The sequence below is a fragment of the Citrobacter amalonaticus Y19 genome (assembly GCF_000981805.1).
GTDB classification, from domain to species: domain Bacteria; phylum Pseudomonadota; class Gammaproteobacteria; order Enterobacterales; family Enterobacteriaceae; genus Citrobacter_A; species Citrobacter_A amalonaticus_C.
In genome coordinates, this window is the sequence record NZ_CP011132.1 from 2,839,473 (window position 1) to 2,856,347 (window position 16,875).

The 16,875-nt window shown below is 53.2% G+C and carries 8 protein-coding genes; 4 read left to right on the forward strand and 4 right to left on the reverse strand.

Features of this window, described 5'->3' with window-relative positions:
- The first annotated feature begins 22 nt into the window (after positions 1-22).
- The 3 genes from F384_RS13120 (at position 23) to F384_RS13130 (ending at position 2,882) form a co-directional block, all read left to right on the forward strand.
- Positions 23-871, forward strand: coding sequence for a DUF4942 domain-containing protein (locus tag F384_RS13120; protein ID WP_046483413.1), 849 nt, complete (start codon positions 23-25; stop codon positions 869-871).
- 585 nt (positions 872-1,456) lie between these two features.
- Positions 1,457-2,335: a nucleoside deaminase gene (locus F384_RS13125; RefSeq protein WP_046483417.1), complete on the forward strand. Its 879-nt coding sequence runs from the start codon at positions 1,457-1,459 to the stop codon at positions 2,333-2,335.
- 76 nt (positions 2,336-2,411) lie between these two features.
- Positions 2,412-2,882: a GNAT family N-acetyltransferase gene (locus tag F384_RS13130; protein WP_046483419.1), complete on the forward strand. Its 471-nt coding sequence runs from the start codon at positions 2,412-2,414 to the stop codon at positions 2,880-2,882.
- Between the two features lie 57 nt (positions 2,883-2,939).
- Here the strand turns inward: F384_RS13130 and F384_RS13135 are convergent, their stop codons facing one another.
- Positions 2,940-3,539, reverse strand: a complete 600-nt coding sequence (locus F384_RS13135) for a DUF1062 domain-containing protein (RefSeq protein ID WP_046483421.1) — start codon at positions 3,537-3,539, stop codon at positions 2,940-2,942.
- Between the two features lie 292 nt (positions 3,540-3,831).
- On the opposite strand from F384_RS13135, the gene F384_RS13140 reads away from it, so the two are divergent.
- Positions 3,832-4,083, forward strand: coding sequence for a zinc ribbon domain-containing protein (locus tag F384_RS13140; protein WP_046483423.1), 252 nt, complete (start codon positions 3,832-3,834; stop codon positions 4,081-4,083).
- A 186-nt stretch (positions 4,084-4,269) separates the two neighbouring features.
- On the opposite strand, the gene F384_RS27970 is transcribed toward F384_RS13140, so the two are convergent.
- The 3 genes from F384_RS27970 to F384_RS13155 all read right to left on the reverse strand — a co-directional run bounded on the left by F384_RS27970 (position 4,270) and on the right by F384_RS13155 (position 16,770).
- Positions 4,270-7,365 (reverse strand): autotransporter outer membrane beta-barrel domain-containing protein, encoded by a 3,096-nt coding sequence (locus F384_RS27970; protein WP_226991593.1) that lies wholly within the window; start codon positions 7,363-7,365, stop codon positions 4,270-4,272.
- A gap of 711 nt (positions 7,366-8,076) precedes the next feature.
- Entirely contained in the window at positions 8,077-8,724 is a 648-nt protein-coding gene (locus F384_RS13150; protein ID WP_046483425.1) for an HAD-IA family hydrolase, read from the reverse strand.
- Positions 8,725-8,841: 117 nt separating this feature from the next.
- A complete protein-coding gene (locus F384_RS13155) occupies positions 8,842-16,770 on the reverse strand; it encodes an autotransporter outer membrane beta-barrel domain-containing protein (protein ID WP_046483426.1) in 7,929 nt (2,642 codons plus the stop codon).
- Positions 16,771-16,875: the final 105 nt, after the last annotated feature.

The following is a 16,875-nucleotide window of genomic DNA, read 5'->3' on the forward strand; positions in this document are numbered from 1 at the left end:
GCTTTATATAAAAGGAAAAATGATGTCAGACTTTACCCTCACCGAACCTGAAGTTTTGACCGGCCATACAGATGTGATTTGCTCCACCAGCATTGAACGCATCGTCAGCGGACGTAACGCCGCGCTTACGCAGATTGAATCCCTCATTCAGCAACTGGACGATATCTCGACGCTGACCCGCAGTATCGGCGGTAAAACGGCGCTGGACTGGGCCATGAAGCAGGAATTCCGCTGTGGTTGCTGGCTGATGGAAAAACCAGAAACAGCGATGAAAGCCATTACCCGTAATCTCGATCGTGGTATATGGCGCGATTTAATGAAAAAGTCAGGGATGCTTGCGCTCATGGACGAGCAGGCCCGTGATGAGTGGTACAACAGTCTGGAGAAAGACGACATCCCGGCGATCTCTGAAGCCAACATATTGAACACGTTTGAGCAACTGCATCAGAGCAAAGGTGAGGTTTTTGAGCGTGGCGTAATTAACGTGTTCAAAGGTCTGAGCTGGGACTTTAAAACGAACTCGCCCTGCAAGTTTGGTGCGAAAATTATTGTGACGGGACTGGTCAAATGTGACCGATGGGGATTTGGGCTTAACTGGGGCCGGCAGCGCGATCGATTAGCTGACCTTGAGCGGATGCTGATGCTTCTGGATGGCAAGCCTGTCCCCGACAACCGCGCTGACGTTACCCGTCGTCTCAGCGATCATATCCATGAGAACAGGCATAGCAACTATTACGAGGACGAGATGTTTGCGATCAAATACTTTCAGAAGGGAACGGCACATATCTCTTTTAAGCGATCGGAACTGGTCGATAAGCTGAATGACATCATAGCCAGACATTATCCAAGGGCGTTGCCCACTAAACAGTAAGGAGCCAGATTATGGTATCATTTTCAAGCATGGATGGTGCTCGCTACGATTCCGTAAATGGTCAGAGCACCGTACCATCCAATCCAATCCAATTCAATTCAAATGGACGTAAAAATTCCCGTTAAACCTTCTAGTTTTGACTTAATGCAAGCGGGGGCCTTACTGGGGGCTCATGCATTAATCGAACAAATTAAATTTATTTAATATCAATATGTTAAAAATCACATCCGAAGTCTGCAGGGGACACCATATCGCCGTACATCCACATCGACGCATTCCCAGTAACCCGTCCCTGTTTGACAATTCCATTGCCATTGACTCCCGCCCCAAAAAGGCGAGCGGCATGACTTTAGTTGTCTTCCGGGCATGCTAACGGAGGAATGCCTGATGTCTTCATTCGGTGGCATCGCGATCGCACTCGGTGCCTTTGTGCAGGAATGCCCCTTTTCAGATAAATAATCAGTCACGAATCTTCACGTAAATAACGCGTTTCTTTGTGCGACAGAGAATTCTATTATTGTTCCTTGCCACCGGAATAACGCTGGTGTAATAATCCATAAAAATACACCACGGAATAAATAACTTATGGATGATATTATTCAACTTGAATCTTATATGCGCCATGCTATTCGAGAGGCAGAAGAAAGTCTGCGCGAAGGAAATAAAGGATTTGGTGCAGTCATCATCAAGGAGGGGGAAATCATTGCCTCTGCGCACGATGGTGAGGAAACAGAATCAGACCCAACATCGCACGCTGAAATTAATGCCATTAAACTTGCCGGGAAAAAGATCGGCAAAGATTTATCCGGCTGTCTTCTTCTCTCGACCAGTGAACCCTGTCCGATGTGTGCTTTCGCCATTGCGTGGTCAGGTATCAAAGAGATAGCTTATGGCTATTCTATTCAGGATGCGTTGGATCAGGGGCGGCGGCGAATTTTATTCCTCTGTACCGAGGCGTTCGACAAAGCGGGAATGGATATTACCGTGCATAAAGGTATTCTTCAGCGGGAATGTTCCATTCTTTATCGCGCCGATGTTCGAAATGAAATCAATAGACTACGTTCGGCGACCGATGACGATCTTAAGGCGCTGAATGCAGATTCCATTGCGCGTCGAACCGCCTGGTTCTGTGAGAATAGTGCGGTACTGCGTGCTGAACACAGCAATCTGTTAGAGGCGGCCCATCGCTTGCTGGTAACCCGATTTCACGCCACGGTGGATGAAATGCCCGTGGTGGCAAGAAGTGAAAAACAGATCACGTTCCATTCCATGAATTTTTGTCCAACGCTTGAGGCGTGCAAAATATTACGTCTGGATACACGGTATGTGTGTAAACTTCTGAATGAAGACTCCACAAACAGGCTGATCAAAAATATTGACCACAGACTTCGCTTCTCACGAAATTACGCGAATCTGCGTCCTTATACGCCTTATTGCGAAGAATTTATCTCACTTGAAGAGTGATATTTTTGGTGAAATCGTTCGTGAAATAAAAAGACATCATCACGGTAACCGAAGACTGTAAACAAGAGTGAACAAAATGGATCTTACCATCGAACTGGCCACCCCCGTAGATGCAGAAAATATATTGTTGCTTCAAAAAATGGCTTACCAGAGTGAAGCATTACTGTATCAGGATGATTCGATTCCTGCATTGCAGCAAACGCTTGAATCATTACTGGCGCAATTTACCGACACACTCATGCTTAAAGCGTCTCTGGGGGAAGGGCAAATTATCGGCTCGGTGCGAGGTCATGTTGTCGGGAATACCTGTCATGTGGGGCGTCTGATTGTCCATCCTGACTTTCAGCGCAGAGGAATCGGCTCAGACTTACTCAATGAACTGGAAAGACAATGTCCTGATATCACACGCTTTGAACTCTTTACCGGACATAAAAGTGCAGGCAATTTGCGATTGTATCACCGACACGGCTATCAGGAATACCGTCACGTCCCCATTCACGCAGGACTGACCATGATCTATCTTGAAAAACATCGGATAAAGTCCTGATTCAGCGTCGCGTTATTCGCCATTTCGACACCCGCCATACTGGCCGGGCGTCGTCGTTTAGCGCTTCATTTTCCGGGTTGAGTAGAACGCCTCCGGGCTCATCCAAAGCTCATGCGTCGTATCATGATGTTTGCGATTTTTAAGTTCACGCAGCGTAATGCCGCGAATCTTCCCTTCGGCAATCCGTCGCGCGACCTCCCCCGTACTGAGTCGCAACTGCTTTTTCATCACCGATAACAGACTGACCTGAAAGGCGGCCGTTAAGCGGATAGTGACCTTCACCTGCTGATGGCGGGCAAGTGTCACCCGCCACTGTTCACGAACAGCAAAGTCCGGACTCCCGGAGAGCTCGGCATTATTTCGCTTCAGAATTTGGCGATCGTGGGCGAAAAGCAGGATCGCGTTTGCGTCATTGGCAACGATCCGCGCATAAAGGTCGCGGTCAATACGGCTGACAGGGAGTCGCGAGAACAGACTGATATTCCAGGTATAGTCGCAATGAAGGCACTTATAGATGCTCCAGACATCCAGCAGCTTCTTTTGCGAATTCATTCTGAAAGCCCCGGAAGGGATGAAATCGCGTTTGATATTGCAGGCAGGACAACGCTTTGCAATGCGCTGATATCCCACGGGACTGACGGTCCATGTGACGTGCATGTTGACCCTTTTTTAACCCATACAAAAACGGATTCGTCCTGAACGAACCATGAATTTTGCTATGCGAAAAATATTTGAAGATATTTTTCAGTGGGTTAAGAAAAGATTTCCAGCACAACAATCCCTTGAGTTATCGATAAGCCAATCAGACTAACAGACCCCCATTCTCTCAACACATAAGTCAAATCAATATTTGTGACACGACTATCAGGGTTATTTGATCTGGCATCGGATTCGACTTGTCTATAATCCGTATATTTATTAGACAACCCGAAAACACAAGGAGCGTTAAATGTCACAGCAAGAACAGTTTTGCCACGCCTGCGGAATGCCGCTGTCCGCACCCGATGCTAAAGGGGCGAGCGATAAATACTGCGCGTATTGCAGTGATGCCGAAGGCAATCTGAAGCCCTGGGATGAAGCCGTTTCCGGTCTGGCGGGATTTCTTGATTCATGGCAAAAAGTTGGCCCAGAGGAGTCACGTAAACGCGCAATCCGTTACCTGACGTCTATGCCTGCCTGGGCACACAAAGCAGACGACTAAACCGCGGGTGTCATCCTGTCAATCACGGTCTTTACCACTTTCGCCCCGGTCAGTGCCGGGGCTTAAGGTATGGGAGGACGTCATGTTGACAACAAACGTGTGTCCGTTCACCACCGACGCCTTGTGGGACATTGACACGGCTATACCTGAAAAAGCCCACCCACAGTCATGCGGGTGGGCAAGGGATCAAAACGTGTATTTCACGCCCAGTATTCCCTGGGTATCGCTATAACCGTTATTGCCTATCTGTTGTGAGATGTTCCCCCACAGATGCAAATTCTGGTTGATCTGGCTTTCCACACCCACTTTCAGTTCACCGTAGTTGCGCGTGCCGCTAATCTCATTGCTGACACCGTCCATTTTCAGGCGGAATTGATTGGTATTGTGGATCCAGTTAGCCTCAACAAACGGCAGGAAGCTTCTGTCCTTTCCTTCATCCATTTTGTTATAGCTCTGCAGGTATGCTTTCACACCAACACGGGTTTGCAGATTACCCTCTGAATTATCAACCACGCGGGTACCGTTTTTCTCTGTGTGGTCGTCAGCGCGCACGTTCATCCAGATTGCCTGCACCTTCGGCTGTAACCAGTAGCTGGTGCGGGCGTCGCTGCTGCCAGCAACACGGAAGTTATACCCCGTTTCCAGAGAAGCCGTAATACCATCCGATTTGTATTTCTCCGTTTCCAGATAGTCACCGGAAACGTCGTTATCAAACCAGTTGTACAGTAACCAACTGTCAACCCAGGCTCCCGTTTTATCAATATCGTTGGCATGCCAGGTACCGTAGATACCCGCGCTATAGCCGTGAATTTGTCCACGAGAGGAGTATCCCGTCAGGTTAGAGTGGGTATGGCTACTGCTGGTGGCATAACCGGCCATCAGGCCAAGGTGCCAACGGTTAACACCATTGGTGCTCCACTGTGCAACATCCCCTCCCAGTTGCACAATGTAACGGTTGCTCTGAGTGCTCAACTGACCAGAGGTATCTTTGAAACGGGTATGACCTCCCGTATGGCGCATCCATAGACTGGTTGACTTTTGCTGCCCGGTTAACATGTCGGTGTACTGCGCTTTACCCAGCCGATCGTGCATTGTGGTGGTAAACAGCGTATTCGCGACCAGTGCGTTAGCCAGATAGATACCCGGCTCAGGACGGTACTGCTGTCCACCGCCTGGTGCAGTGGGTTCTACAGGAGGCGTGTCTGCCGGAACGGGCTCTGGACCCGGCTCTGGCTCAACCACGATGTTGTTCGTCAGATACCAGTTTTTCCCTCTTTTGACGAGGTCATATTCATAAATCCCCGCAACGATTCGATCCACTTTCTCGAAGGTTCCGGCAGAGTTGCCAAGGACTTCAACGAGTTCGATACCATTTGCCGCCGTCGCCCCCGCGCCACCTGCGTTAGTTACCGCAACAAGGGTATCTCCGGAAGTATCGCCTTCCACGACTAATTTATCGGTAGGGGAATTATCGCCGCCCAGCTTTGTACTCATATTCAACGTACCGCCGCCATTGAAATTGCCTTCAACCGTCAGCGTTTTGAAGTTACCGGCGTGTCCCGGCGGCAGAAAGTTCACGGTACTGTTGTCCATCGTCAGGTTCGTAACATGAGAACTGTCGGTCATATTCCAGACAGAACCGTTTGTCAGCGCCAGATTGACGGTACCAGGCGTGGTGTCAAAATTGGTTTCTGTATAGCTGGCCGCTGTCACCCAGGAGTCTTCATTATTAAGAACCATGTTGAGCGTAGCATCATTAATCGCGCCGATATTACCTTTGAGCTGAATAGTACCCGTACCAGAAGTATTCACATCGATCAGGCTGTTTTCTTCCCGGGAGAAAAGTGACCAGGTGGCATTGTCGTTGTCAGTAATTTGTAATCCCTTTTGTACTTCGATAACGCCACCACCTGCGGCTTCCATACCGGAAACGTATCGGGCGTCAGAACCGGCAAGGGAGATAATAACATCATCTCTGAATTCAGCCCGGGTGGGGGTAGTGTCTTCGGTCGTGCCTATAGAATAGACTGCGCGCGTGGTATCTCCGCCATTCAGCATATTGATACGGACTTTACCATTGAAATACGCTTCACTTTCCCAGAGGTAGAAGCCGGTATTATAATAACCACCATTGCTGGTTATTATAAAGTCATCATTCGTCGTCAGCCTGGAGTGGTCCATAATTGTTATTGTTCGTAACCAGTACCCATCTTGCCAGCCGAGAAATTCATGATCATAGCCGGGTCGGGTCCCCAATAAGGTCAGGTTCTCACCAACAACTTCAGTGACACCGTTAAAGGTAATATCAGTTGAAAGCAATTCAATTGCTCTACCACCAACAATTTCGCCATAGTAGATATCCACATCTCCTCTGGAGAGCGCTTCTATTTTAGTCTGACCGGTAAACTCAATCTGACTGCTGACACCATTAGCGTCAAGATTTCCCCCTCCCCAAAGACCTATTTGACCTGATTTAATCGATATATAGTCTGCCTCAAAGTTAACACGGTTCATCACATTGTTTACTACAGGGTAATTGCTGCTATCCAAGCTTGCTGATAAAAGCATCGCGACTTCACTGACGTCAACCTCGATAAGATCTGCTTTAATGTCAACAGTACTGCCTGCAGATACTGCCAGCCCTTCGCGGTGAGAGAGACCATCGTCCTCGGGATCACCTTCAATTTCGATCCTGAAACGTCCGCCATCAAAGCCGAACTGTCCCTGGTACAAACCGATCCCATGGCGGTCAGCTCTCGCGGGGCCGACCATTGGCATCAGAACTGAAAGATTAATTTTATTATCGCCATCGCTTTTGAAATCAAATTTCCCTCCCGGACCGGCAAACAGGGCATAAATATATGAATTGCCAGTATTCGACTCGTTACTGACGATAACATTTCCCCCGGTAAAGCTCATCCTGCCGCCGTAGGGTCCGCCCCGCTCATAGGCATACAGCGTGGTCCTTTCACTTGTTCCCTGATTGTTGTTGAAGCCTCTGAACGTCAACGTTCTTCCCGGGTCAATAATGAAATCAATATCGCCGTTAACGGTATTGGCCAGGGGGCGTTGACCACTAGAATGTCCGGTATATCCACTGGCATCCCGGATGACATCTCCCTGACTGACAGTATATGTCCCACCAGTGGAAATGGAACCCATGCCAGTAGTGTATGTCGCACTTGTCAGTTCTTCTGATTCGACAGATTCGGCACAGGGAGCGACTAAAAAAGTGCACCCAAATGCTAATGAACAAATTTTTTTCCATTTAATGGTATTCATATCCTTGCTCCACTTCCGCAAAAAATTATTACGCATATAATTTAAAAGGTAATAAAATAAAAATGATGAAATTCATCCCTGTCCCCTGCCAGAGAGTGTTATTTTTAATAAAGGATAAACAGATAGTATTTTTATCGATGTCAGTCAGGAAATTGTTTAAATAGTGCATAGTAAAGAATACTAATAGTTTTTAACTATCAATGAAATAATACAGATCGTTGCTAACGATCGATTTTTTTATTCAGACAGATTAAAACGATTAAAGCATTCTTGCATTTCATTCAAAGACAACTTTAAAACAGCCAATGAAACAAGCGATTGCATTTTTACTCTGGTGACTACCTTTCTTTTTTCTTCATTATTCTGAGAGGGTAAGATTCATTCTGTTATAAATCCATTACACTTAATATTGTTTATACGTTTTTTAATTAGATATTTCTTAGTCACTAGATTACAACATATTGATAAGGATCAAGTTATCAGGTCAGAAATGCAGTCCCTGTGGACGAGTAAGATTCCCAATCCGGAGATGAAACCTCTGCACGAGTTGTGTGGCGGAAGTCTCTGGTTGATGTGAGAGTTCAACCATGTTGATTTTGAGCTCAACGGGATATTCAGGCTTTTTTACGCACTGAATTGAATGATTTCATGGATAGTGTCCACTCCCCTTTCTGGTGTTTCAGGGGCTGCCAGACGGTACTGAAATGACGCTTACTCTTCAGCCATGAGCAAGGTTATTCTGAAGCCACTCGTGTCGGGGACGATGTTCAGCATGGTTAATGTGGCGCAGGCAAAAGCTTCCTGAGCGCCGTTAGCATCGGGGACGACGGCAATCACGCGCGCACCGCTTGCATTACCGGCACGTATCCCGGCAGCCGCATCCTCAAAAACAATACAGTCCTGAGCACGATAACCAAGAATCGATGCGGCTTTCAGATAGCCTTCAGGCGAGGGTTTTCCTTCTGCGACATCCTCTGCACAGACCATCACGGCCGGAAGCGGTAATCCGGCTGCATGCATCCTGTTAATAGCCAACTCCCGGCTTGCGGAGGTGACGAGTGCCCAGCGATCCTGCGGCAGGCGCTGCAACAAATCGGCCGCCCCGGCAATGGCAACAATCCCGTCAAGGATCATCAGTTCACGTGCATCCAGCTCATCTGCAGCCGTCACGGCCTCTTCGCCAGCGCCTAAGAAATGAATAACCGTATCGAGCGTTTGTCGCCCATGAGCAAAAGCGATAACCTCTTCTGCATCCAGATCAAAGCGGGCGCTGAACCTGCGCCATTCATTTTCAACCACCTCCGTTGAGTCTACCAGGGTGCCGTCCATATCAAACAGAAACGCTTCAGCATGTAACATGTCATTCTCCTTATCTGAGCTGTATTTCAGTCGCATCGTGTCGCCACAGACGTTGTCATTGCACAGGAATAATAAAACAGGAGCCGGTTTCCCGGCTCCTGTTTTTAGCACAATGCGTTACCAGCTGTATTTTATCCCCAGCATGCCCTGGGTGTCGCTGTAGCCTTTGTCACCCATCTGCACGCCCACGTTACCCCAGACGCTCAGACGGTCATTCAGCTTACCTTCCACCCCGGTGCGGATTTCGCCCAGATTACGCGCGCCGTCACGACTGACTTGCGTGCCGTCCATCTTCACGCCGAAGCTTTCGGTGTTGTGGATCCAGTTCACTTCCACGAACGGCTGGAACTCACGCTGTTTACCGTCATCCATTTTGTGGTGACTGTTCAGGTAAGTCTTCACGCCCAGACGCGTCTGGATGTTGCCGTCGCCCTGCGTTTCGATACGGGTACCGTCTTTCCGGGTGTGCGCATTGTCCTTCACGCCCATCCAGGTGACCTGCGCCTGTGGCTGCACATACCAGGTGTTCAGCGTGCCCTGGCTGCCGTTGAACTCACCGGCTTTCAGGGTGTAACCCGCTTCCAGTGAGGCGGTCAGCCCTTTTGAGTCGTAGCTGTCGCTGTCGCGGTTGTCCGCTTCCACGCTGCTGTCGAACCAGTTGTACAGCATCCAGCTGTCAACATAGGCTCCGGTTTTGTCCGCCTCGTTCTGGTACCAGGTGCCGTACAGACCGGCGCTGTAGCCGCTGATGCGCCCGTCTGAACCGTAACCAGCACGGTCGCTGCGGGTGTTGCTGTGCGCATTCGCATAGCCGCCCATCACGCCCAGATGCCAGCGGTCGGCACCGTCGGTACTCCACTGTGCGATGTCGCCACCCAGTTGCAGCACGTAGCGGTTGCTCTGTGTTTTCAACTGACCGTCACCGGCAGAAGACCGTTCGTGTCCGCCGACATGACGCATCCACATGCTGGCGGCCAGTCCCTCGCCTTTCAGCGCATCGGTGTACTGTGGTTCACCGAGACGGTCGTGCAGACGGGTGTTGAACAGCGTGTTGGCGGCCGCGATATTGCCGATATAGCTGCCCGCTTCCGGACGCAGCGCGTCGGGTGCTGTCGGGTCAACCACCGGTGAGGTCCCCGGCTTATCCGGTGTGGCCGGGGAGACCGGGTCTGTCGGGGTGGTGCTGTTTTTCCATTTACTGGTCAGATACCAGTTTTTCGCCGCGCTGCCGGTGCCTTTCGCCAGCGCATAGACATAAGCCCCGGCTTCGACGGTGCCGGTGGTCAGGGCGAAGTTCCCGGCAGAGCTGCCGTTCACCTGAATCACCTCAATACCATTTACCGTCTGCGCCCCGGTGCCGCCGGTGTTGGTGACGCTGACCCGGGTGTTCCCCGCCGTGTTGCCGTTCACCGTCAGTTTGTCGGTCGGGGAGCTGTCGCCGCCCAGTTCCGTGTTGAACGCCAGCAGACCGTTGCTGCCGGCGTAGTTGCCGTTGACGGTGAGGGTGTTGCCCGGCTGACCGTCTGTACGGGTCAACAGAACGGAACCACTGTTGCTCAGGTTGCCGCCCACCGTGAAGTCCGTCACCTGCAGGGTCCCGCTCTGCATGACATCCACATGCCCGGCGGTGCTGCCGTAACCGGTCAGCGAGGCACCGTTATGAATATTCACCAGACTGCTCGTCATATTCACCGCAGAACTTTCATCACTGCCAAGCGCCAGTTCACCGGTGGTGATGTCGGTAGTGCCGGTATACGCGGCGGAGTCCGCCGTCAGGGTCAGGGTGCCTGCGCCCTGTTTGTCCAGACCGCCGCTACCGCTGATGCTGTTCACCAGCGTCCAGTCACTGGCGGTGTCGACGGTCAGCAGACCGTTATCGTTCACTGTCGCCGTACCGAGGTGGTTCTGTTCGCTGACGGTCAGGTTGCTGCCGCTGTCGATGGTAAACAGACCGCTGAACCCGCTGTTGTCACCGGACAGGGTGGCGTCCGTGGTGTCTGTGGCGTTCACATTACCGGTACCACTGATAATGTTTGCCAGCATCCCGGTGACATTATCCAGCGTCAGGGTGCCTTCATCATTGATATCACCGGTACCTGCGCCCTGTGCATCACTGATGACCACTTCCGCACCGTTGCTGATGGTGGTGATGGCACTCAGACCGCCGTTGGCACCGTCAATGGTCAGCACGCCGCCATTAACGTTCAGCGCACCGCCTCCGGTCAGGATACCGCTGCTGTACCCGCCACTGCGCAGGCTCAGGCTGCCGCCGTTGACGTCAAGCTGTGAGCCGCCATCACCGGCCAGGATGCCGGTCGTCTGCCGTGTACCGTTGAGGTCAGCTTTCGCTCCGCTGTTAATCGCCAGTTTCGCGGTATCTCCCAGTGCGCCGTCAACGTCTGTACGCAGGGTGCCACTCAGGACCGTGGTCTCACCGGTGTAATCGTTGCTGCTGTTGGACAGGGACAGGACGTCACTGCCTGTAGTACTGACTGCCAGGCTGCCGCTGCCGGTGATACGGGCGGACTGGTCCGCCGCCGCGCCGGTGGCGCCCGGTGTGCCATCAAGCGTCAGGGTCTGACCTGCCAGCAGCTCCAGCTCTGTCAGGCCGTAGTTGACATACAGACCGTCCTGGCTGCCGGACGTCCCTGCGGTGGTCAGGCGGTAATCGTAAGTGCCTTTCGCCACCGTGCTGCCGCCCTGGGCGATATCCACCTCTGTGTCATCGGTGATGAGATTACCGCTCTGGTCCTGCAACACCAGGTTACCACCGGCACCGTTAACCAGTGCAGCACCGACCAGCTCCAGGCCAATGTTGGCGTCATCCTGAGTCATCAGTGAGGCGGTGGTGCTGGTTTCATGACCCGGGACATACGGTGCCGGAACGTTAATCTGTACCGTACCGTTGCCGGATGCATCCAGCTTGCTGACCGTCATATGACTGGTCGCCACTTTCTGTGCTGGCGCGCTGGCGTTAAATGCCACTTTACCGCTGGCGAAAGTCAGACCGCCGATAACCTGTTCCCCGTCCGCCACGGTGGTAACGCTGCCGGTGTCGGCCTTCAGGGTGGCATTCGTCAGGGCGGTGGTATTCACCCCGCCCAGCGCCAGGGTCGCATTGCTCAGGTCCACGGTCCCGGCAAAGGCGCTGCCGGTGGTAGTGGCGAAGTTAAACGCCTGTCCGGCGTTCTCCACCGCCACGGTGCCGGTTCCGGTCAGGGCACTGGTCAGCGTCCGGTCGACCGTGCTGTTCACCGCCAGTACCGAGGTGGCATCAATATTAAACCCGGCACCGCCGGCCGGTTTACCGCCGAGGGCATAGTTGTTATCCAGACTGAACAGCGAGCCGTTACGCAGATTCACCTGGTTGTAGTTGTTGATTTGCGCGCCGGTGCCGTCCATATGGAAGCCCGCCGTCACCCCGTCAAACACCGCCGTGGCCGTACCGCTGCCACCGTTGAGCGCCGTAAAGGTGTTGCCGTTACCCAGAACGGTGACCGTATCGTTACCCGCCGAACCACTGACGGTGCGCACGTCCGCGGTGTTTTTCAGCAGGACGGTATTGGTGCCGTTACCGCTCAGCGCGATATTGCCGCCGACGGTTCCGTTGTCCACGGTAACCGCGTTATTGCCACTGGTGGTGGTGATATTGTTACTGACCGTACCGCTGTTGTTCACCGTACCGCTGGCACCGTTCATCACCACATCGCCGTTGATGGTCCCGGCGTTAGTCACTGTGGCATTCGCCGCGTTCATCGCCAGCGCCGGGTTACCGGACGCTGACGCGGTGATAACCCCGGTGTCGGTGTTGGTAAAGGCAGTAGCATTTGCCGTCTCCACCGTCGCCGTCGTGGTACTGGCTGAGGTCAGCGTACCGCGGTTGGTGGCGGAGGTGACGCCGTTACCGAGTTTCAGAGCCGCGCCGCCGGTGGCGCTGCTGACGTTCACGCTCACGGCGGTATCAGTGGTGCCGGTGGTGTTCGCATAAATCCCCGTACCGCCGGTGCCGCTGACGTTAATGGTCAGGCCGGACGAACCGGAGAGGTCCAGGTTACCGCTGGTCGCACTGCCATCGGCGTTTGTAAACGCAATCCCGGTACCCGCGCCGCTGACATTAATGGTACCGCTGTTGGTGTCGTCGATAGTCACCGCAGTGCGTACCCCGGCACCGTCTGCGACATCAATGGTGGTGTTCGTCAGTTGCAGGTTGGTCAGGTTGCCGGCGTTCTCGATGCCGTTACCGGACGCGCCCGCCGCGCCGACAATAATATGGGCGCCGGTCACGTCGAGTCCGGTCGCGCCGCTGCTGACCAGTACGCCGTCTGCCGTGCCGCGGGCTTCAATGGTGCCCACGCCGCTACCGACGAGGTTCAGGCTGCCGGCCGCCAGTTCGATGGCCGCCCTGCCGTCGGTCGCCAGTACCGTGCCGCTGTTGGTGACGGTGGAGGCCTGTCCCTGGTCACCGGCCCCGATATACAGAGCCGTGCCGTTCGCTTCGATGCTGCCGGTGTTGTTGACTTTCCCGCCCAGTACCTTAATGGCGGTGGAGTTTGCACCGGTCAGCAGGACATTACCGCTGTTGGCAAGCGTACCGCTGTTTTTGGCGGTAAAGGCGGTGGCGCCGGAGACCGTGGAGCTGATGGTCGCGGCGTTAATCAGTTCCGCGCCGGTATTTTGCTGCGAGAGCGAGCCGTCAGAGGCATAGGTGTTGCCGTCAACCAGCCCGGCGGTGGCACCGCTGCCGGTCAGCGCCAGCGTCGCGCCGCTCTCAATGGTGGCGGTCGCACTGCCCGAAGAAATCACCCCGGTAGCGCCGTTACCGCTGATATTAAGCTGGCTGCCGCTGCCGATAACCGCCGTCGTATTTTCACCGGTGGCGTACAGCGCAGTTGCATCCTTTCCGCTGGCCGCCACCTGAATGTCGCCGTCCATCGCCGCCCCGTCTTCCAGACGGAACAGGGTGGAACGCTCACCGGACGCATCCAGCACCGTCCCGCCCGGGACACTGGTGTTGATGGTGGAGCCTGCGCCGGAGATGGCAAACAGGATCTGATCCGTCGCGGAGGAAGAAAACGCTGGCGTCGCAGTACCGGAGAGGTTCACGGTTGCTCCCTCAGAGGCCCGCACGCCGGTGGCGCCGTTGCCGTTCAGGGTCACCGTACCGGCGGTCATGTTGACGGTAGTATTCGCGCCGCTGGCAACGATCCCGGTGGTACGGTTGGCGGTATTGCCGCCGTTCAGCACCAGGTTACCCGAGGTATTGACCACCGTGGTGTGAGTACCGGTTGCATCCTGTGCCACGATCCCGGTACCGCCGGCACCAACCGTGATACTGCCGGTGTTATTGCCGCGGGCACCCGCCTCGACCAGCAGACCGGTGGTGTTGCTTCCGGTAAAGACGATGTTCCCGGCGTTGCTGACTTCCGCCCCGTTGCGGGCAATGAAGCCGGTGACGGCATCCAGCGCGGAATTCAGCGCCGCCTCAGTGACCAGCAGGGTGCCGGACCCAAAACCTGCCGCCCCCGCGGCCAGTGCCGCGTTCGACAGCACGCCCGCAATCGGGCTGCCCAGTGCATTACCGTTGATGTCATAGCCCTGACCGTCGGCAATCCCGGCCACCGCGCCGGTGGCGGTCATGTTGATGGTGGCGTTAGACGAGATTTTACCCTGTGCGCCACCCTGGATAACCACGCCGGTGGCATCCTGCCCGGAGAGGTTGAGTGTCATACCACCGGAGTTAAAGGCGGAGACATTGCCGCTGGTGGCGTCTTTACCGTTGGCGACCACGGCGGTTGATCCCTGACCAGACGCGGTGAGGACGGATGCCGCACCGGCGCCGCCGGTAAAGTCAGCCCCGTCATCGACGCGGAACAGCACGGAGTCTTCGGTGCTGACATTCTGCGCGCCGGTGCCGTTGTTGGTGATGGAAGCCGTCTGCCCGTAGACGTAGTAGCCAATCTGGTTGCTGCCGTCAGTAAAGTTCACTTCACCGGTACCGGAGATGGTCACATTGCCGCCATAGCGGGCATGAACGCCTATCGCCCCGTCCCCGTCCAGATTAATCTGGCCGGAAATATCGACCTGCGAGCCCGTGCCTTCAGACCAGACACCGTAGTTACGCAGTCCGGTTGACAGCTCTGCGCCACCGGTAATATTGATGTCGCCGGATAATGACGCTTTGCCGCCGGAAACCGCTTTGATCCCGGTGTTATTCACGCCATTAAGGTTGATGACGCCGGAGCTGCCGACAGTCCCCGCCGTCTGGCTGAACGAATAAATCCCGATACTTTCAGAGGGAACAAATGCGCCGTCGTCCCCGTTGCTGTTGACATTGATAGTACCGCTGTTTACCAGGGACGCAGTACCATCAAGGGCATGCAGACCATAGACACCGTTGGCCATCGAACTCAGCGTTATGGTCCCCTGGTTGTCGCCACGGCCACCGGTTTCCGTGTGAATCGCGGCACTCTCGGTGTTCAGATACGCTTCGCTACTACCGTCCTGGTTGTAGCCTAAATTGATATTACCCGTCGGCGTGTTAACGAAAGAAGAGGCGTTATACACCTTGGCAATCCAGACGCTGCCTGTCTGAAATTGATCGACAGCGTTGCTCCAGTAACCGGTATTAATGGTCCCGGCATTTTCAGCCGTGGTTCCGATATGTGTCTGAACCCCTTCTACAATCCCATTCTGGTTTTTATTGGTGTAATTGTAACGGGGGGAAATGGTGTAGGTACCCTGAGCGCTGTTTACAAAACGACTACCGTTGCCATCAACGACAATTGCGATATTTTGATAGGCGCTATCCGGGATATTCCCCCCCAGACTCAGGAACCCATTATTGATGAAGGATGAGCCACTGTTAATGTGGGCGATCCTGTTAGTGGTCATTGCCGTACCGTTATTAATAAACGTGGCATTATTATTCAGTTTGACAAGCAGAAATGACGCGCTGCTGCTTGCTCTCAAATCAATTGAACCACCCGGGGCAATGTTGATAGTGGCATTTTGCCCATTTGCCTGAAGAACAGCGACATCACGCTCACCATAAACAGAAACGTCAAACCCATCCGGGGAGTGAGAGACCTGATAAGTCAGAGAGGTTGAGGTATACGCTTTTTTCAGCTCGGTCTGATAGCTGGTGTAAGCCAAATCGCCGGAAGACAATTTACTGATAAGCCAGTTATTCCAGGTTTTAAAATCAGCCAGGGAACTGACGGTATGCGATGAACCGTCAAACGCGGTGAAGGTCCCCACATAACTGTCAGTCTTAATGCTCCGGTTAATGGGTGAACCCAGCGTATCCAGGTCACTCGGAATATTTGCATAAATGAGTTGTTGTGACGTCCAGTTAGCCGTGGCGTCATTTGTCGTGGTGCCATCCACATAAACCAGGGCGCTTTCTCTTAATTCCCCAAGGTTATACTGGCTTTTATTCAGCGATATATTAGCAACACCATTGGTTACCGTTGCCAGTCGGGTATCAATATAAGGCTCAGCATCCGCTAAGACAAATGATTCAGCCGGGTTGAAATAATAGGCATCAAGCTCGGTAAACGCACCAGAGCTATAGACCATAACCGTTTTGTTACTCGAGGTGATCGGATCAAATACGGTTACCGCCGTGGTCAGGCCAGGGAAAATAATCGTGTTCCCGGCCGCAGGCAAAGACGTCACAGCACTCCCGCCCTGCATTACAGTGTAGCCTGCGTCAATGACTTGCTGGAGATGAGTATAATACTTATAGGTCATATCTCCTGCCCGCCATGTGTCCAGCCCCGAAACCGACCAGGTATTGCCGTCAGTAATAACCGCAGCGCCGGTCTCATTGCTGTTTGTTGCCGCACTCCAGGTGGCATCAAGCTGGCAATTCAGGGTGGCAAGATCACAGGAGGCAGCAACTGCCCCTGCGGTCATTGCCGCCATCAAACCGGTCGCCTTCACAGCCTTGCTGACGGCTCTTTTGATTCTGGCGCGACCAAACTCCGAAGTGACGACCCATTGCATCAGGGTGCTGTTCCAGATAACGCGATAGATTTTATTCATATTGCACACTCGTTAGATATTTAAATTCACCTGTCTGGTTCATTGTTTTTATTAAAATAAAAATAATGTGGCAGGCTTATTTTATTGAAGTTCAGGCAACACCCG